Origin of the sequence: Bradyrhizobium canariense, from assembly GCF_900105125.1 — a bacterium.
Taxonomy (GTDB): Bacteria; Pseudomonadota; Alphaproteobacteria; order Rhizobiales; family Xanthobacteraceae; genus Bradyrhizobium; species Bradyrhizobium canariense_A.
In genome coordinates, this window is sequence record NZ_LT629750.1 from 1,433,259 (window position 1) to 1,452,224 (window position 18,966).

Consider the following 18,966-nt stretch of genomic DNA (forward strand, 5'->3'; position numbering starts at 1 on the left):
ATGCCGAATATTATTTCGGTAACACCTGACACTGTGGAAACGTTACTCGCGGACCTGCCTCGTCTGGTTCGGCTGGCGCTTGGATTTGGCTCAAGGCTGCGTCGCGGTACGCTGGACGTAACCCTTCCCGACGGCCGCATTATCAGGCTGGGCGGGCTGGAGCCGGGCCCGTCGGCGGCCATGACCCTCTATGGTTACGGCTTCGCGTCACGGCTGCTCAATGGCGGCGATATCGGGATCGCGGAAGCCTATCTGCACGGCGACTGGGACACGCCTGATCTGACCCAGTTCCTGCTGATCTTCTGCGTCAATCACGACCTGATCCAGGCCATGCTGGGCGACAAGCCGCTGATGCGGTTCATTCAGGTCATCCGCCACTGGTTCAACCGCAACACCAAGCGACAGGCACGCCGCAACATCTATGCCCATTATGATATCGGAAATGCATTCTACTCGGCGTGGCTTGATCCCAGCATGACCTATTCCTCGGCATTGTTCGAGGATGACACGGCGGATTTGACGGCGGCGCAAAACAACAAATATCGCAGGCTGGCGGAGGCGATCGATCTGCAGCCCGGCCAGAAGCTGCTGGAGATCGGATGCGGCTGGGGCGGCTTCGCCGAATACGCCGCGAAAATCTTTGGCGCCAAGGTCGTCGGGTTGACGATCAGCCGGGAACAACGTGATTTCGCACAGCGGCGCATTCAGGACGCAGGCCTGAGCGACAGGGTCGAAATTCGCCTGCGGGATTATCGCGACGAGCGCGATCAGTACGACCGGATCGCATCGATCGAGATGATCGAGGCGGTCGGCGAACAGTTCTGGCCCAAATATTTCTCGCAGCTGCGCGACCGGCTGTTGCCCGGCGGCCTCGCCGGTATCCAAGCCATCACCATCCAGGACAAATTGTTCCAGACCTATCGCCGTGAAGTCGATTTCATCCAACGGTACGTCTTCCCCGGCGGCATGCTGCCCTCACCGCAGGTCCTGAAATCGTTGGGCGAACGGTTCGGCGTGCCCGTCATCCGCGAGCACATTTTCGGGCAAGATTATGCCAAGACACTCGCGATCTGGCGAAATAACTTCCGCGCGGCGTGGCCGAACCTGATGCCATCAGGCTTCGACGACCGGTTCCGGCGGCTGTGGGAATACTACCTCGCCTACTGCGAAGCCGGCTTTTTGTCGGGAAATATCGATGTCCGCCAAGTGATTTTTGCAAAGCCAAAATAGACCGCTGCAGGCGCCGCGCGGCGCAAAAGCGGCTTCCACTCCGGCTGATCGCGCTCTAGGGTCATGGCCAGATTGGCAACGGACGGGCAAGATTTCCGGATATGAAAATCAATAACGACGTCATTGAAGCGATCGGCCATACGCCGCTGATCAAGCTGAAGCGCGCTTCCGAGGAAACCGGCTGCACTATTCTGGGCAAGGCCGAGTTCATGAATCCCGGCCAGTCGGTCAAGGACCGCGCCGGAAAATGGATGATCCTCGAGGCCGAGAAACGCGGTGATCTCAAGCCGGGTGGCCTGGTGGTAGAGGCAACCGCGGGCAATACCGGCATCGGCTTGGCGGTGGTTGCGAGCGCCCGCGGGTACCGCACGCTGATCCTGATCCCGGAAACGCAGAGCCAGGAAAAGAAGGACATGCTGCGGCTGTGCGGCGCCGAACTCGTCGAGGTGCCGGCGCTGCCCTATTCCAATCCGAACAATTATCAGCATGTCGGCAAGCGGCTGGCCGAGCGCTTGCGCAAGAGCGAACCGAACGGCGTGTTGTTCGCCGACCAGTGGAACAATCTCGACAACGCCAAAGCCCACTACGAGTCCACGGGACCGGAGATCTGGGAACAGACCAACGGCAAGGTTGATGGATTCATCTGCTCGGTCGGCACCGGCGGTACACTCGCCGGCACCAGCCGGTACCTGAAGGAGAAGAACAAGGGCATCACGATCGCCTGCGCCGATCCGCATGGCTTTGCGATGTACGAGCTGTTCAAGCACGGCGTGGCCAAATCGACGCCGGGCGACTCGATCACCGAAGGCATCGGGCTCGGCCGCGTCACGCCCGTCATCGAGACCGCTGAGGTCGACGACGCCTTCCTGATTGCGGACGAGGAAGCCGTGAAGGTGATCTATGAGCTGCTTGAGCACGAGGGCCTGTGCCTCGGTGGCTCCACGGGCATTAACGTCGCCGGTGCGATCCGGCTGGCAAAACAGCTCGGACCGGGCCACACCATCGTGACCATCCTGTGCGACTCCGGTAACCGCTACCAATCAAAGCTGTTCAACCCGGCCTTCATGCGCTCGAAGAACCTGCCGGTGCCGGAATGGCTGGAAAAGCGCAGCAAGATCGAGCTGCCGTTCGAGAAGGTGTGAGGACGCCGGATCAGGCCCAAGACGTCATTCCGGGGCGATGCGAAGCATCGAACCCGGAATCTCGAGATTCCCCGATGCGCAATTGCGCATCTGAGGTCTGGTCCTTCGAACCATCCGGGACAAAAACAATCACCGCAAGATCTGACTGAGGAACAGCTTGGTCCGCGCATGCTGCGGGTGGGCGAAGAAACTTTCCGGCGTGTTCGCCTCAATGATCTGCCCCGCATCCATGAAGACGACGCGGTTGGCCACTTCCCTGGCAAATCCCATTTCGTGGGTGACGACGAGCATGGTCATGCCTTCCCTGGCGAGATCCACCATGGTGTCGAGCACTTCCTTGACCATTTCGGGATCCAGCGCCGAGGTCGGCTCGTCAAACAGCATGATCTTCGGGTTCATGGTCAGGGCACGCGCGATCGCGACGCGCTGTTGCTGACCGCCCGACATCTGGCCGGGATACTTATTGGCCTGATGCGGGATTTTCACCCGTTCCAGATAGTTCATCGCTGCTGCTTCGGCGTCCTTTTTCGGGATATTGCGCACCCAGATCGGCGCCAGCGTGCAGTTCTCCAGCACAGTGAGGTGCGGAAACAGGTTAAAACTCTGGAACACCATGCCGACTTCGCGCCGGACTTCGTCGACCCGCCGCAAATTCGGTCCGAGTTCGATGCTGTCGACGACGATCCGGCCCTCCTGGAATTCCTCGAGCGCGTTGATGCACCGGATCAGCGTCGATTTGCCGGAGCCTGAGGGACCGCAGATCACGATGCGCTCGCCCCTGGCGACTTCGAGGTTGATGTCGCGCAGCACGTGAAAGTCGCCGAACCACTTGTTGAGGCCGGAAATGTTGACGATCGCGCTCTCGGTCATGGCTATCCTGCTCAACTGCGGCGATGTGCGTTCAATCGACGTTCGACGAACAATGAATAGCGCGACATTCCAAAACAAAACACGAAGTAGATTATTCCGGTGAAAGCAAACCCGGTGAACAGTGTCGTCGGCGTGGCCCAGACCGGGTCGGCGAATGATGCCCGCAACTGCCCGAGCAGATCGAACAGCGCGACAATCGAAACCAGCGACGTGTCCTTGAACAGCGCGATGAAGCTGTTGACGAGCCCGGGGATGACGTGACGCAAGGCCTGCGGCATCACGATCAGCGCCGTGGTCTTCCACCAGGACAGCCCGAGCGCACTCGCCGCCTCGCCCTGCCCGCGCGGAATCGCCTGCAAGCCGCCGCGAATGACCTCGGCATTATACGCACCGGCGAATAATGCGATTCCGATCAGCACGCGCACCAGCCCATCGATGGTGAAATTGGCAGGTACGAACAGCGGCAGCATGTAGGTCGCGAAGAACAGCACCGTAATCAGGGGAACGCCACGCCAGAACTCGATGAACGCCACTGAAAAAATCCGGATCAACGGGATCGTCGAACGCCGGCCCAAGGCCAGCGCAATGCCGACCGGCATCGAGGTGACGATACCGGTGACCGACACCACCAGCGTCACCAGCAGGCCGCCCCACAACCTGGTATCAACGATTGGCAGCCCACCATGATCGAGACCCATCACCGCGATCACGACGCCGGTACCGGCAAATGTCGCAAGACTAACGGCGAGCGTGCGCCATCCGGTGCGAACGCCGCCGCTCAACAAGAACAGCAGGATCGAAACGATGGCGGCTGTGGCGGCGAAGTCGAACCACACGGGATGGCCGGAGGCTTCAATGGAATCGCGAAGCCAGGTCAGCGGCCAGATCAGGACCGAAAGTGCGGAGCCGAGCAGTTCAACGAGCTTGCCCAGGACAACCAGCGGCGGCCCGACAATGGCGGTTGCCTCGCCTGCGCCGGCGAGCTTGTGACCGGCCTCGCTGAAGCTGTCGATGAAGCCTGAGAGGATGCCGGCCGACCAGCTAATTCCAAGGCCGCTCAACCCGCCGCCATGCAGCAGGAAGAACGCGACGATTGGAAACGCGACGAAGAACAGACCAGCATTGAGGCCTTTGGCTGGCAGCCGCGGAATCAGGAGAGGCAACAGCAGAAGGGCGGCAAGAATGAAGGTCAGATTGACCCGCCATCGCTCCGGCTCGGGGTAAAATCCATAGATGAATTGGCTGAATTTCGCCTCCACATAAGGCCAGCACGCACCGACCACGTGTCCGGTATTCTCCGCCAGGCACGCATTGCGATCGCTACCGCGCCAGACGGCATCGATCAGCAGGAATTTGAGCGCGGGAATGACGGTGAACCACAGCAGCAGCGCACTGGCGATGGTGAGCAGAATATTGGTCGGCGAATTGAACAGGCGCGTACGCAGGAATCCGATGAAGCCGGTGGTCCTGATCGGCGCGGCGCGCTCGGCGATCAGCTCCTGACGGACGAAAGACTGGCCGGCGATGTCGCTCATGCGCCAAGGCTCCGGCCGAGCCGCCATCCGTAGAAATTCATGATCGCGCTGGTCACGAGCGAAATCAGGAGATAGACGCCCATCGTGATGGCGATGATTTCGATCGCCTGCCCGGTCTGGCTCAGCGTCGTTCCCGCAAATACCGAAACCAGATCGGGGTATCCGATCGCCACGGCAAGCGATGAGTTCTTGGTGAGGTTCAAATATTGACTGGTGAGCGGCGGCAGGATCACCCGTAATGCCTGCGGCACTACGATCAGCCGCAATGTCGAGCCACGCGATAGCCCAAGCGACGCCCCGGCCTCCATTTGTCCCTTGTCGATCGACTGGATACCGGCGCGCACGATCTCGGCAATGAAGGCCGCGGTATAGATCGACAGCGCCAGCGTCAGCGCCACCAATTCCGGAATGACACGCGAGCCGCCGGCAAAATTGAACCCCTTCAATTCCGGCAATTCAAACGTCAGTGGAGCGCCAAACACCAGCGAGGTAAGCACCGGCAGGCCGATCAGCAGGCCAACCACATAGGGCCAGATCGTGATCGGCTTTCCGCTCTCGAACAATTTTCGTCGCGCATAATTTCGCAGCAGCAACGAGCCAACCACTGCAATCAGAACCGCGATCGCAAACGCCTCCAGGCCGGGGTTGGCGATGGGCCGCGGAATCACCAGACCGCGGTTGTTGAGAAAAACGAGATTGAACAGCGAAACGCTTTGCCGCGGGCTAGGCAGCGCCGCGAGCACGGCAAGATACCAGAACAGGATCTGGAACAGCACCGGCAGATTGCGCACCAGTTCGACGTAACCGCCTGATATCCGCGACAGCAGCCAGTTCGGCGACAGCCGGCCCAGCGCGACGACAAATCCGATCACGGTGGCAAAGAAGATGCCGATGACCGAGACCAGCAATGTGTTGAGCAGGCCGACCAGAAACACCCGGGTATACGTATCCGATCCGGAATACGGGATCAGCGTCTGGCTGACGTCAAAGCCTGCCGTGTTCGACAGGAATCCGAAGCCGGACGTGATGCGCTGCGACTGCAGGTTGGCACGGGCGTTGGCCACGATCTCGTAGCCAATCCAGGCAATGACGGCGACGAACAAAAGCTGAAGGACAAAGCCTCCCCAGCCGGCGCGGCCGCCAAGCGCATGCCGCAGCTTGGCGACAAATTGCGGCGGAGGGCGTCGAGGCTCGATGTTCATCGCCGAAGCTACAGCCGCCGGCCGAGATCAGCGGATCGGCGGCGCGTACTGAATTCCGCCCTTGTTCCAGAGCTGGTTGAGCCCACGCGCAATTCCGAGCTTCGAACCGGCGCCCACGTTGCGGTCGAATACCTCGCCGTAATTGCCCACCGCCTTCACGATCCGTACTACCCAATCCTTGGTGACGCCGAGCTGTTCGCCGAGATTGCCATCGGTGCCGAATACCCTCTTGAGCTCGGGCTTGTCCGATTTCGCCATGTCGTCGACGTTCTTCTGGGTGATACCGAGCTCTTCCGCGTCGACCATCGCGAACAGAACCCATTTAACCAGATCGAACCATTGATCGTCGCCATGACGCACCATCGGGCCAAGCGGCTCTTTCGAGATGACTTCCGGAAGTACCGCATGATCGGCTGGATTTGAAAGTTTCAGGCGCTCAGCATAGAGCTGCGACACATCCGAGGTGAAGACGTCGCACCGACCGGACTCATATGCCTTGATGGTTTCGTCCGCGGTGCCGAACGCGATCACCTCATACTTCATATTGTTGCTCTTGAAGTAGTCGGCGAGATTCTGCTCCGTGGTGGTGCCGGTCTGCACGCAGACCGATGCGCTGTTCAATTCCAGCGCGGAATTCACCTTGAGGGATTTTTTCACCAAAAAACCCTGGCCGTCATAGTAAGTCACGCCGGTAAAGTTCGCGCCAAGCGAGGTATCGCGGGACAGCGTCCACGTCGTATTGCGTGAAAGCACGTCGATCTCGCCGGACTGAAGCGCCGTGAACCGGTCCTTGGCGGACAGCGGGACGAATTTGACTTTGCTTGGATCGTTGAAGATGACGGCGGCAATGGCCCGGCAGACGTCGACATCCATCCCGGTCCAGTTGCCCTTATCGTCGGGCGACGAAAACCCTGGCAGCCCCTGGCTTACGCCGCAGGACAACATGCCGCGGTCCGTGACCGCCTTGAGGGTCTGCGCGTCGGCGGCGTGCGCCGAAAGACCGGCGGCAAGAGCAAGGGTGAAAACCAGGGATGCACGTTTCATGGCAAAGCCTTTCAAGGTCGTCCGGGAACGTCCGCTTATCATCGCGCACACCGATGGGCCAACCTCGCAATCCACTGCTGCGGGCAACGGTCCGGCAGGCAGTTTGACGTGCGGTCCAAGTCAAACGATGGATCAAAGGTCGCGGCAGGCCCCTCAACGTGCGGCGACGGAATAGCGCGCGCGCATCACAGAACGACTGGCGAGCCGGGTCAAGGGGTTGACGGCTGTCTTCTGTGTCTTGTTATTAACGGACCCAGCCCGATCCCGCCGCCCGGCGGCCTCAAGCACTGGCGGCTGCGGCAAAACGTCTTTGGTGGCGCGACACACATGAACTCTTCAAGACATGACCCACAATCGAACCCACTCAGGGCCGAAACCGTATTGGTGACCGCGGGACGCGACACCAAAGCGCAAAAAGGCTTCGTCAATCCGCCGGTCGTGCATGGTTCCACCGTGCTTTATCCGACCGCGGAAGACCTCCATGCCCATCGCGGTGAGTTCCGGTACGGCCGTCACGGGACGCCGACGACGAAAGCGCTGCAGGAAGCCTTGATGGCGCTCGAAGGTCCGCAATGCGCGGGCGTTGGCCTCGTGCCCTCCGGTCTGTCGGCCATCACCACAGCGTTGCTCTCGGTCCTGAAAGCCGGTGATCACCTCCTGGTTGGTGACAACATCTACCGGCCATCGCGCAATTTCTGCGATGGCCTGCTGGCCCGCTACGGGGTGGAGACCACCTATTTCGATCCCCTGATCGGGACCGGCGTAGCGGAGTTCTTCAAGCCCAACACCGCCGCGGTGCTGGTCGAGGCGCCCGGCTCCCAAACCTTCGAAATGGCCGATATTCCAGCGATCGCGGAGGTCGCGCATGCGCGCGGTGCGCTCGTGATCGACGACAATACCTGGGCGACCCCGCTCTATCGCCGCGCGCTGGAGCAAGGTGTCGATATCAGCATGCAGGCCGCGACCAAATATATCGGCGGACATTCCGACATTATGTTCGGGACCATTTCGGCCAACGAGAAGACGTGGCCGCTCATACTCGAGACCATTCGACAGCTCGGCGTTTGCGCGGGGCCGGACGACGTATTCCTCTCGCTCCGCGGCTTGCGCACGCTTTCGGTCCGGCTCGCCCAGCATCAGCGCTCCGGGCTCGAGATGGCGCGATGGCTCGCAGCCCGACCCGAGGTCGTGCGGGTGCTGCACCCCGCCATGGAGAGCGATCCCGGCCATGCGATCTGGAGACGCGACTTCACCGGGGCATCGGGCCTGTTCAGTATCGTGCTGAAGCCGGCGCCGCAGAAGGCGGTCGACGCCATGCTGGACGCCGTCAAGCTGTTTGGCATGGGCTATTCATGGGGCGGGTTCGAAAGCCTCGTCATCCCCTTCGATTGCGACGGTTACCGCACGGCGACGAATTGGGCGCCGGGCGGTCCGTCATTGCGTCTCCATATCGGCCTTGAGAACGTCGAAGATCTCAAGGCCGACCTTGAGCGCGGGTTTGCCGCCTTCAATGCTGCGTAGGACATCGACCTGTCCAGCCCACGCGATCAGGCAGCTTCCATACAAGCGAAGGACAATCGGATGGCCGAACAGCAAATCCGCTTCGACGATGGGGCCGCCTATGAGCGGATGATGGGGGCCTGGAGCAGGCTCGCCGGTGAAATTTTCCTCGACTGGCTGGCGCCGCGCAAGCGTCTCCGATGGATCGATGTCGGCTGCGGCAACGGCGCCTTCACCGAACTGATCGTTGCAAAGAACGCTCCTGCGGAAGTTCAGGGGATCGATCCCTCGGACGGGCAACTGGCTTACGCCCGTGCGCGACGCGGTGTCGAGATGGCGGAGTTCTGCAAGGGCGATGCGACGGCGCTTCCGTTTCAAGCCCGCACCTTCGATGTCGCCGTCATGGCGCTGGTGATTTTCTTCGTGCCCGAACCCGCGAAGGGCGTCGCCGAGATGGTGCGCGTGGTTGCCCCCGGCGGCACGGTGGCGGCGTATGCCTGGGACATGGAAGGCGGCGGATTCCCGCTGCAGCCGATCCTGACCGAACTGAAGGCCATGGGTCGTACGCCGATACGTCCACCGAGCGCCGAGGCCTCGAAAATCGAAGCCCTGCAAAAATTATGGAAGGACGCCGGTCTCATCGACGTCGAGACGCAAAGGATCGACGTGCAGCGCAGCTTCACGGATTTTGACGACTTCTGGACCTCCGCCACGCTGGCGCCAACGATCAGTCAGCTGTTCGCGTCGATGACATCAGATGAGATCACGCGGATCCAGACACGCGTGCGCGGCCACCTGAGGGAAGATAGCTCCGGTCGCGTGACGTACGGAGCGTGGGCCAACGCGATCAGGGGTCGCGTACCCGGGTAAACAGCCGGACAACCGCGGCGGCCACTGCGCGCCGGCCAACGGCTGGTATGCTGCCGCTGCGCTTGCGAGGACGCCCCTGTCGTCCCATCTTGGAACGTTGCCGCGAATAAAAAGATTGATCCTCGGCGGTTTGGCGATAGCCTTATCTTTCGACTCGAATTCAGAAGTGGAAGATCATGGGAAGTCTGGTTCTTCTCGACCTGATGGGTGGCGTGGCGTTGCTGCTGTGGGGCCTTCATATGGTCCACAGTGGAATTCTGCGCGCGTTCGGTCCCGATCTTCGTCTGCTGCTGGCGAAGGCCCTCAACAACCGCTTCACGGCCTTTGCAGCCGGCATCGGCTTGACGGCGCTGTTACAGAGCAGCACCGCGACCGCCCTGATCACAAGTTCGTTTACCGCCGAGGGACTGGTCAGTCTGGTCCCGGCACTGGCGATCATGCTCGGCGCCAATGTCGGCACTACGCTGATCGTCCAGGCCCTGTCGTTCAACATTTCCGCGGCAGCACCGGTGCTGTTCGTCCTCGGCCTCGTTGCCTTCCGCAGCGGGGCGCGCTCGCGCATCAAGGACATCGGCCGGGTCTCGATCGGCCTCGGCCTGATGCTGCTGGCGCTGCATATTCTGCTCGACACGCTCGCTCCGGCAGAAAACGCGCCCGGCGTTCGCGTCTTCATGAACGCGATTACCGGCGATCCTGTCCTCTGCATCCTCCTTGGCGCGGTCGTCACCTGGGCGGTGCATTCGAGCGTCGCCAGCGTGCTCCTCATCATGTCGCTTGCCTACGCGCAGTTCATCACGCCGTTCGCCGCGCTGGCGCTGGTGCTTGGCGCCAATCTCGGCAGCGCGATCAATCCGGTCTTCGAAGGCGCGCACCGTGACAACCCCGCAAGCTACCGCCTTCCGCTCGGTAATCTCGTCAACCGGCTGGTCGGCGTGTTGCTGGTCGCGCCATTCCTGCGGCCGATCACCGCGATTTTGCAGGCCTGGCAACCCGACCTCGCGAAGATGACCGCCGAATTTCACATCGCCTTCAACGTGGCGACCGCGATTATCTTCATTGGGCTGCTCGACCACATGGCCCGGCTCCTGAAACAACTCCTCCCCAAGCGGGTCCAGGAGGCCGATCCGTCACGGCCACGCTATCTTGACGACAGTGCGCTTGAAACGCCCTCGCTGGCGTTGGCGGATGCCGCGCGCGAAACCCTGCATATGGGCGATCATGTCGAGCTCATGCTGCGCAAGGTGATGGCGGCGATGATGACCAATGACCGCTCCCTGGTCGATCAGGTATCGCGCATGGACAACAGCGTCGACGGTCTCGACGAGGCAATTAAGCTTTATGTGACCAAGCTGACGCGGGGCAGCCTCGATGAGCATGAGGGGCATCGCGCGATGGAGATCATTTCGTTCACCATCAACCTCGAGCATATCGGCGATATCATCGACAAGAACTTGAACGAACTTGCGGCCAAGAAGATCAAGCGCCGATTCCAGTTTTCATCGGAAGGCGCGGAAGAACTGTCGGCATTCCACAAGCGAACGATGGACTCGCTACGGATCGCGTTCGGCGTCTTCATGTCCGGCGATGTCAATGAGGCCCGCAAACTGCTGGCGGAGAAAGCGGCGCTGCGCAATACCGAGATCGCCGCCACGGAACGGCATCTGGATCGCCTGCGCGAAGGCCGGCCCGAGACCCTCGAAACGACTTCGCTGCATCTGGACGTGCTGCGTGACCTGCGGCGGATCCACTCGCATATCTGCTCGGTGGCTTATCCCGTCCTCGACGCGGCCGGCGAGTTGCCGGCCCGTCAGCGGGCCGAGAGCGACCTGCCGACCCTGCCCGCACCGGCGGCACATCCCTCGGCGCGCTAACGCGCGTAAGGCGTGCCAGCAACTGAAGTCGCCCCTCCCCTCTGTACGAAGGATGCGTCAGCAAGACGAGGCGAAAGCCCTATCGGTCATGCCTAGCGTTCGTTCCGCATCCAGGGGTCGCGTTTGGCAACGAGTTTTCGATTGGGATCAGCAGCAGTCCGTCATGCGAGCGTCTGCCAGGGCGAGCAGTGATCAAATACCGAATCCTCCGCGCAAGAAGGCTGGTCGGTAATTTGTCGTCTTCGTGGCGATTCCTGTATCTTTGTATTAAATTATGCTGCGTCGCACTATGACCGCATTTGAATAGGTATTGGCCTCAATCAACTACGAACTTGTTTCGAGTTGGTGACAATATCAACAACATATGAGGCTATAGAGTGAAGGGTCGGCGCATCACAGTACTTGGAGTTGGACTTCTAATCGCATCTATTTCAATTTCTTCTTCCGTTATGGCGGCAACACAGACAGGAATTGCATCGGTATACAGTGGCGAGGAGACCGCCAACGGCGAGTATGCCCATGCCTCCGCACTCACTGCGGCTCATCGCACTCTGCCGTTCGGCACCATGGTAGAGGTCACCAACATCCAGACCGGCCGCTCCGTCGTCGTCCGCATCAACGACCGCGGCCCTTACATCCGGGGTCGAGTCATCGACCTGACGCCGGCCGGCGCCCGGGCGATCGGATCCTCCGGCCTCGCGCCGGTCACGCTAACTGTGCTGTCCGTCGGAACTCGCAGCAACCGTTCGGACCGTTCTATCAAGGGCTGAGCCAGCTTCGGCTGTGCGGATACAACTACGCCTAACTGTCCTGCTAGTGATGAGAAGAAGGCCGTAGAGAAATCTGCGGCCTTCTCGCAGTCAGGAAGCAAGTGAACAGCAGACATCCCGATCGGCAGCTTGGTGCCCAAGGAGCAGATATCCTGACTGGACTCGGCTTAACTGCGTTGGAGCGCAGCCATCTTGCGTTTCTTGGACGTTTTCGCAACGCTGTGATCGTCCCGCGCAGCTAGCCGCTTGCGCTTCTTTATATCCGATTCCGCGTATTGAGCTTTTGTCCCGCGGTGATGTGCGGCATATTCCTTGCCGTCGATCGGTGCCAGATGCGGCGGATCTTTATCGAGATACGGTCGCCCGATTCCAAACTCCTTCCCGTGTGCATCGATCCATTTCCATAAGCTTTCAGTGGAAATCGATCGCTGCCCCTCTGTCGCACCTTTGACGCTTACAACATCGGCCGCAAGCCCGTGGCCATAGCCGCCGCGGAAGCTCCCGCCATGGTATGACCTGTCAGTTGCCGCCCTCAGGCCGCTTGCGATCGATTGACGATAGTCATCGCGGAACGCGCTGGTTATGCCAGGCGACAGCCCGGCTTCCTCCGCCGCGCGAAGCGTATGAAAGAGCTTTAGCTTGAAGCTCTGATCCATGCCTCCTATCACGTAGTCCATCATCGGCATGCGGGCCTTTTCCGCCGCTTTCGGATCCTTCCACGTGAAGTCCTCATCGACGAGCCTGGTAAAGCTCTTGGTGACAGTTACCGTTTTGCCCTTCCTCCTGACTGTCACTTTCCTCTGCTCATGCACCTTGACGGTGTCCACTTTGGGCGTCCGTTGGTAGAGCGCCCACAGGTATCGGTCGATGCAGTTGTCCGCCACCAGGCACTCGTCGAGAATTTCGATGGAGCTCACAGCCTCCTTGACGTCATTGGGCACCGGATCAGGCGTGCTCGCCGTCGCCACCTGCATGGGCGGAGATTCATGTGGCGGCATCTGCGAAGAATCGGGCAACGCGGCCTCGACGATCGATTCCAGCTTCTCCGAGGCCGGCGTCATGTCGGTGGCCGTCCCGGTCACCGATTTGACGGCCGTCGCCACATCGACGTTGGCGACAGCGGCGTAGCCCACTACGGTTGCCTGCGGTGCCTCCACAAGTTCGGCGTCGACGGTGAGAGTTGGTACGCGGCGGTCCTCGATTGACACTGCGCCAGCGTTTTCGATGCCGGTCAAACCGAAGCCAGCAAGCCGATCGACGACCCAGCCTGCGAGAACAACCGTTCCGCACAACGCCGTCGCCACTGTCGCAAGTCGCCGCGGGTTCATGATCGCGTCGCCTCCAAGGGCTCCGCCGGAGCCCTGCAGCAAAGCCAAACATGCGAGCGGGCTAATTCTTGGGATCAATGTGGTCGCGCAATGACGTAAATGGAGGGTCGTCAGTTTTTCCAAACGTGTTGCCCGAATGCAACCCGCCATCAGCCAGCAATTGTCGTGCATTCCGACATAGTCGATCGCTCCCGCCGATCCGTACGACGGCTATTGCCTGATTGTCTTCTTCCATTGGCCTCACGATTGTGAATACGGCCCAATTTTCGACTCACTGCGACCAGATTTAAAGAAGAGGCTGCAGTCGGCAACGCCGCGTTCTGGTTGAACCTCGCATGCAAATTCACTGCGTGAGGTACCGAATGAGGAAGCGCCCAAACAGTGCCACGAGTGCACCATGTCTGCATCTCTCTCCGGACGCATCAACGTCAGATCCATTTTTGCGACAACAATGGCAATATTCGCCATTTTCATGCTCTCTGCAGGAATCGCGCACGCTCAATTTCTGTTTTGGCCTCGGGACACGTTCTGGCCGGATCACTACGCTCCGTTCAAACACAAGCACCACCACCGGCAGACAAACTCTGAATCGGCCAAGGACGCTCGGCCCGAGGCCCCTCCGAAGGGCCCGCTTCAGATCATCATCTCAATCGCAGACCAACGGGTCTCGCTTTTTGACAACGGGACCCTGATCGCGCGCTCTCCGGTGTCCACAGGAACTCAGGAGCACCCTACGCCGCTCGGCGTATTCAGCGTGATCGGCAAACAACGATGGCACCGTTCAAATATTTATAGCGCTGCTCCCATGCCCTATATGCAGCGCATCACTTGGTCAGGGATAGCGTTGCATGCTGGTGTCGTGCCTGGGCATCCGGCCTCACACGGCTGCATCCGTTTGAAAAATGACTTTGCCATTCGACTCTGGCATCTCACGAAACGCGGCACGCGCGTAATCATTGCGCACGACGATGTCCAGCCGGTCGAGATAACCAATCCGCACCTTTTTAAGCCGAAAGCCGTGTCCGGTTCGCCGGAATTTCAGGCTGCCACAGTAGCGGAGAGCATTAGTACAGTCGCGGTAACGCACGGATCACCGGTGTCCAACGCCGAGACTCCAGAAGCCACTAGTCTCCAGGTTCCGGGCTCGGCTCCCGCAGGAGGCGCACCTAAAAAGATCGTTCCGATCTCCGTCTTTGTGAGTCGTAAATTGAGCAAGCTCTTCGTGCGCCAGGGCTTCTCGCCGTTGTTTGATGTCCCGATCAAGATCGAAAACCCGGAGGAGCCGCTGGGAACGCACGTGTTTACCGCAATGGAATTCCAGAACGGGGGAGCGGCTATTCGCTGGACCGTCGTCTCGATTCCGGAGGAATTACCTCGCATTTCCGAAGGTGCCACGAAAGAGCGAGAAGCGCCCGCGAAGCAAACCGCTCCATTGGTATCGTTGCCCGAAAAAGCCAACGCTGCCCTCGACCGCATCGAAATACCCCAGGATACGGTTGAGAGAATCTCTGAACTACTGACCCCGGCCTCTTCATTGATTATTTCCGACAACGGATTTAGCCACGAGACGGGAAAAGACACGGATTTCATCGTGGTAACGCATTGATGTGGTGGCGCAACCCACCAACACCTGATGCCACTGCGCAAGGAGGCAAAACCCGAATTGGCCATCATTATGACGGCGGTCAGCGGCGCCTTGGCAGGACCGGAAGACGAGATTCGCAAAGCGGTCGGACGCTTGCGCGAGATCGACCCGACCGCAGGCATCTCCAATTTGGCCAACGTGAATAGCTGCACGCCGACGGCGGCGCGCCCGACTCAGGCGTCCGAGGATGCCTGCCGTCCGGTGAGAATAATAAAATACAGATTGCGAATGTAGACTAGGAGACCCAACGCCTGGCCTGCAATGAATACCGGATCTCTGCGATATAGCGCGTAGACCAACAGCAGCGTGCCGCCGCCGATCGAGAAGAACCAGAACGCCACCGGGATCACGCTCTTGCGGGCACGTTCGGATGCAATCCATTGCACCACGAAACGCATGGTGAAAAATCCCTGCGCCACGAACCCCAGAATGACCCAGGCATCGAATTTGATGACGAAGACGTCGTGCAGATAGGCGACAAGAAAGTTCAGCATCTCAGTCATGGCGCGTCACCTCGGTCGCAACTGGTGTCGGTTTCTTTCGGCGGATCAACCACCACACTCCCGCAAGATCCATGATGCCGATCCACAGCCGGTCGAAAAAGCCGTAGTTCGACACGCCGGAATGACGGGGCCGATCCGTGACATCGACATAGGCGATCTCGTATCCCTCGCGGCGTACCAGCGCCGGCAGGAAGCGATGCAATCCGTCGAAGTAAGGCATTGCGAGGAACACCTCGCGCCGGAACGCTTTCAGGCCGCAGCCGGTATCGCGGGTGCCGTCGTGTAGAATGCCGTTACGAATCCCATTGGCGATACGCGACTGGATTTTCTTGAAGCCGGTGTCTTTGCGCCCTACCCTTTGACCCGCAGCAAGGCCGACACGTTCGCCGCCATTCTCGACCGCTGCAATCAAATCCGGCAGGAACGCCGGATTGTTTTGCCCGTCGCCGTCGAGCGTCGCCACGATGGCGCCATGCGCGGCGCGGACGCCACTGCGCACCGCCGCCGATTGTCCTGAGGACGTGGCGTGACGGAGCTGACGCAGATTGCCGCGCTGCTGCATCAAGGCACTAAGCCGCTCCGCCGTCGCGTCGGTCGAGCCGTCATTGACATAGATGATTTCGTACGGCCACCGGCCATCGAGGGCTGTGGCGATTTCCGCAATCAGCGGCGCCACGTTGTCGGCTTCGTTGCGCACGGGCACAACGATGGAAACGGCCACAGCGGCGATGTCAGAGGAAACCAAATTCAGCACTCGTCGTTTGGGTCGGCTCGATGGAGGCCATTGCGGCCGGACTTTGCGGCGCCCGCTTTTATGGGGCGGACGCCTCGCGGGCAACCCCTTTGCGAAGCCCAAATCGGGATCCGAGCCGGGGTCCGATCGGCGGCGCGATCACACCGTCGCCGCCGATGACAAATCCCAAGCGTCGCGCGGCAAACCAGTACCGCACGAACATCGCACCAACCACCCCGATCAGGGCGCCGGCGACGACATCGCTGGGATGATGGGCCAGAAGCACGAGGCGACTGCCGGCGATCAGTAAGGCGTATACAATCATCACGGCCCTCGCCTGCGGCCACACCGCCGAAACGGCGAAGGCCAGCGCCGCGCTCGTGATGGCGTGCGCCGACGGAAAGCTGGCATAGGCTTCGGTGCCCGCGAAATGCTCGAAGTTGAAGGCGTTGGCTTTACCGCCGACAAACGGGCGGCCGCGCCCGACGATCCACTTGATGACTTCGCCCGCGAGGACCGGCACCAGCACGGCAAAAAACAGGAACTGCAAATCGGTTCCAAGACGCATCAACCGGGATCGCGCGGCTCCCCGCAAAGCCGGCAAAACCAGGGCAACGGCAAACAACATCACCGCCAGGGTCCACAGCACATTCGCGGCTTTTCCGAAATCGGTGACGATGCGAACCGGCCACAGGCTGGCGGTGCCACGCGGCGGCATCAGGCTGATCTCCCACGCGTCCAGCCCATACATCAGCGAAATGACCGCGATCGCGCCAATCGCGACCAGCAGTGTCGCTTGGCGCAGCGATCGGCGCGCGGCCGCAGTAGCCTGCGGATGTGAGGACGGGCGTGACAATTGCACCGTCGACAACCGTACCAAGGAGAAAAAGCGCGCGAAATAATCCGAGGATTCGCCGCTTGCGGCGGGAACGGGCATTTTATTCCGTTCCTTCGGAACGGAAGATCGCGACGGAGATCGCCCTGCCCTGCGAAATATTGTAGCCCTCGATGCGCGTGGCTACGTTGTAACGCAAGCCGATAGCTTCGGCGCGTTGGGCAAAACTGCGCTCAGAGCGCGCTTCAACCAGTGCGAACCGGCAACTGCCCTGGTTCAGAAAATCCGCCGCGCCCGATCCGTCGGTGAGCACGGTCGAGGTGCCCGTCATGAACACCAGACTCGGTTCCTGGAAACCAGCCGCCGCCGCTTTCGGACCGACGCAGACGACATTGCGCAGCGCGCGCGCAACCTCAGCGCTTGGGAACAGCGGCGTCAGCGCCGGCAACACCACCCCATAGATCGCAAAGGCGAGAAACATCGCCGCGACCACGGCATTGAGCAACGAGCGTTCGGCGCGATTGTCCTCGAACAGCCACCACGCGAACAGCCCGAAGATCAACGCCGCTCCCACGAACGGCCACGCCAGAAACACCGGCTGACGTGTCAGCGTCACCGCTCCGATGACGGCGATAACGGAAGTCAGCGCCGGAATGGCAAACCACCAGGCTGCGCCGCGCCTCAACCATGATCGCGACAGCACGCGGCGCTCCAATGCGCCGACGGTCAGGATTGCAATCGCCGGATAGAGCGGCAGCACGTAATGCGGCAGTTTGGTCAACACCAGTTCGAATACGATCCAGGACGGGATCAGCCACGCCAGCAGATATTGCGCGCCGGGCTCGCGCCGCGCGCGCCAGACCGCCGGTGCCGCCATGGCTGCCAGCGGCGCCCCTGGCCAGAAGGTGATCCAGAACAGCAGCAGATAGACTCCGGGTGGCGCGCCATGAGATTCCTGCGCCGACAGCTTGCTCAGCATGTCGCCGCCGATCGAATCCGCGAAAAACGCGTCGCCGGCGCGCCAGAAGATCGCGACGAACCAGGGCAGCACCAGCACCAGCATCCACATCAGGCCCCAGAGCGGACGCAGACGCCACAGCCAGTTCGCTGATCGATCGAGAATCGCCAGCGTAATAATTGTCAATCCGGCGAACATCAGGATCAGCGGCCCCTTGAGCAGGATGCCGCCGGCCAGAGCCGTCCAGAAGATCGCGGGCCACGCCCACGGCGGATGCTCGGGATCCTCGCCGCGCTGCCAGGACAGATACACCCGCGCCAGCGCGCCCATTGCCGCGACAACGGTGAGCAGCAGCATCGCATCGGTCTTGGCAAGCCGCGCCTCGACGCCCAGCAGCACCGAACTGCCAAGGAGAAGTGCGGACAGCACCGCACCGCGGCGTGTCACGAAGGCCAGCGCCGTCCAGTAGGTCAAGAGCACCGCGCCGATCGCACCGATCAGCGAGGGAATGCGGTAGATCCAGATCCGGAGTGCGGCGCGCGGCAGGCCAAGCGCCGAGGCGGTCTCGACCGCCGCCGACTGCAGCCAATAAATGCCGACCGGCTTCTTGTAGCGCACGTCATCCTGGAAGCGGATGTCGACGAAATCGCCGGTCTCGACCATTTGCTTGGTCGCCTGCGCGAACCTCGCCTCGTCGCGGTCGATCGGCGGAATATTGAAAAATCCCGGCAGGAACAGCAGCAGACCGCACAGCGCCAGGAACGCGATCGAGCGTGCGTGGCTGGCGGTGATAAAATCGATCACACGCATCAGCCGGCTGCCGGGATTCACCCGGTTCGTTGGCTCACGCGGCTCTCCAAATCGGGGACGGGCATAGGTCTCGACCATTGGTTCCGCATACGCCGAAACCACTATCGGGACAACCGCTTA

At 60.8% G+C, this 18,966-nt stretch carries 16 protein-coding genes; 7 read left to right on the top strand and 9 right to left on the bottom strand.

Annotated features, from left to right (window positions below; all coding sequences use genetic code 11):
* Together BLV09_RS07075 and BLV09_RS07080 are read left to right on the top strand one after the other, a co-directional pair.
* Complete coding sequence (locus BLV09_RS07075; RefSeq protein ID WP_146686769.1) at positions 1-1,230, top strand: SAM-dependent methyltransferase; 1,230 nt, start codon at positions 1-3, stop codon at positions 1,228-1,230.
* Between the two features lie 101 nt (positions 1,231-1,331).
* Entirely contained in the window at positions 1,332-2,372 is a 1,041-nt protein-coding gene (locus BLV09_RS07080) for a cysteine synthase A (RefSeq protein WP_146686770.1), read from the top strand.
* 129 nt (positions 2,373-2,501) lie between these two features.
* Here the strand turns inward: BLV09_RS07080 and BLV09_RS07090 are convergent, their stop codons facing one another.
* From BLV09_RS07090 to BLV09_RS07105, 4 genes are read right to left on the bottom strand one after another with little or no spacing between them, the layout of a single operon-like run.
* A complete protein-coding gene (locus BLV09_RS07090; protein ID WP_146686771.1) occupies positions 2,502-3,242 on the bottom strand; it encodes an amino acid ABC transporter ATP-binding protein in 741 nt (246 codons plus the stop codon).
* Positions 3,243-3,253: 11 nt separating this feature from the next.
* Entirely contained in the window at positions 3,254-4,777 is a 1,524-nt protein-coding gene (locus BLV09_RS07095) for an amino acid ABC transporter permease (RefSeq protein ID WP_146686772.1), read from the bottom strand.
* Positions 4,774-5,979 carry an amino acid ABC transporter permease gene (locus BLV09_RS07100; protein WP_146686773.1) on the bottom strand — a complete coding sequence of 402 codons (1,206 nt, stop codon included), beginning with the start codon at positions 5,977-5,979 and terminating at the stop codon, positions 4,774-4,776. Before BLV09_RS07100 ends, BLV09_RS07095 begins: the two co-directional genes overlap by 4 nt.
* Positions 5,980-6,006: 27 nt before the next feature.
* Positions 6,007-7,023, bottom strand: a complete 1,017-nt coding sequence (locus BLV09_RS07105) for an amino acid ABC transporter substrate-binding protein (protein WP_146686774.1) — start codon at positions 7,021-7,023, stop codon at positions 6,007-6,009.
* A 327-nt stretch (positions 7,024-7,350) separates the two neighbouring features.
* On the opposite strand from BLV09_RS07105, the gene metC reads away from it, so the two are divergent.
* From metC to BLV09_RS07125, 4 genes are all read left to right on the top strand, one after another.
* Positions 7,351-8,544 carry a cystathionine beta-lyase gene (gene metC / locus BLV09_RS07110; RefSeq protein ID WP_146686775.1) on the top strand — a complete coding sequence of 398 codons (1,194 nt, stop codon included), beginning with the start codon at positions 7,351-7,353 and terminating at the stop codon, positions 8,542-8,544.
* Positions 8,545-8,604: 60 nt separating this feature from the next.
* Complete coding sequence (locus BLV09_RS07115; protein WP_146686776.1) at positions 8,605-9,393, top strand: class I SAM-dependent methyltransferase; 789 nt, start codon at positions 8,605-8,607, stop codon at positions 9,391-9,393.
* 176 nt (positions 9,394-9,569) lie between these two features.
* Positions 9,570-11,264, top strand: coding sequence for a Na/Pi cotransporter family protein (locus BLV09_RS07120; protein WP_100381722.1), 1,695 nt, complete (start codon positions 9,570-9,572; stop codon positions 11,262-11,264).
* Between the two features lie 449 nt (positions 11,265-11,713).
* Positions 11,714-12,034, top strand: a complete 321-nt coding sequence (locus tag BLV09_RS07125; protein ID WP_100381721.1) for a septal ring lytic transglycosylase RlpA family protein — start codon at positions 11,714-11,716, stop codon at positions 12,032-12,034.
* A gap of 167 nt (positions 12,035-12,201) precedes the next feature.
* On the opposite strand, the gene BLV09_RS07130 is transcribed toward BLV09_RS07125, so the two are convergent.
* On the bottom strand, positions 12,202-13,485 hold the full coding sequence (locus tag BLV09_RS07130; protein WP_433994385.1) for a peptidase M15: 1,284 nt from the start codon (positions 13,483-13,485) through the stop codon (positions 12,202-12,204).
* 274 nt (positions 13,486-13,759) lie between these two features.
* On the opposite strand from BLV09_RS07130, the gene BLV09_RS07135 reads away from it, so the two are divergent.
* Positions 13,760-14,968 (top strand): L,D-transpeptidase, encoded by a 1,209-nt coding sequence (locus tag BLV09_RS07135; RefSeq protein ID WP_146686777.1) that lies wholly within the window; start codon positions 13,760-13,762, stop codon positions 14,966-14,968.
* Positions 14,969-15,180: 212 nt separating this feature from the next.
* Here the strand turns inward: BLV09_RS07135 and BLV09_RS07140 are convergent, their stop codons facing one another.
* From BLV09_RS07140 to BLV09_RS07155, 4 genes are all read right to left on the bottom strand, one after another.
* Positions 15,181-15,510 carry a lipid-A-disaccharide synthase N-terminal domain-containing protein gene (locus BLV09_RS07140; RefSeq protein WP_100381719.1) on the bottom strand — a complete coding sequence of 110 codons (330 nt, stop codon included), beginning with the start codon at positions 15,508-15,510 and terminating at the stop codon, positions 15,181-15,183.
* Positions 15,503-16,255 (bottom strand): glycosyltransferase family 2 protein, encoded by a 753-nt coding sequence (locus BLV09_RS07145; RefSeq protein ID WP_146686778.1) that lies wholly within the window; start codon positions 16,253-16,255, stop codon positions 15,503-15,505. Before BLV09_RS07145 ends, BLV09_RS07140 begins: the two co-directional genes overlap by 8 nt.
* Positions 16,256-16,322: 67 nt before the next feature.
* Entirely contained in the window at positions 16,323-17,180 is an 858-nt protein-coding gene (locus BLV09_RS07150) for a phosphatase PAP2 family protein (RefSeq protein ID WP_146686779.1), read from the bottom strand.
* A 1-nt stretch (position 17,181) separates the two neighbouring features.
* Positions 17,182-18,924 (bottom strand): ArnT family glycosyltransferase, encoded by a 1,743-nt coding sequence (locus BLV09_RS07155; protein ID WP_146686780.1) that lies wholly within the window; start codon positions 18,922-18,924, stop codon positions 17,182-17,184.
* Between the last annotated feature and the right edge of the window lie 42 nt (positions 18,925-18,966).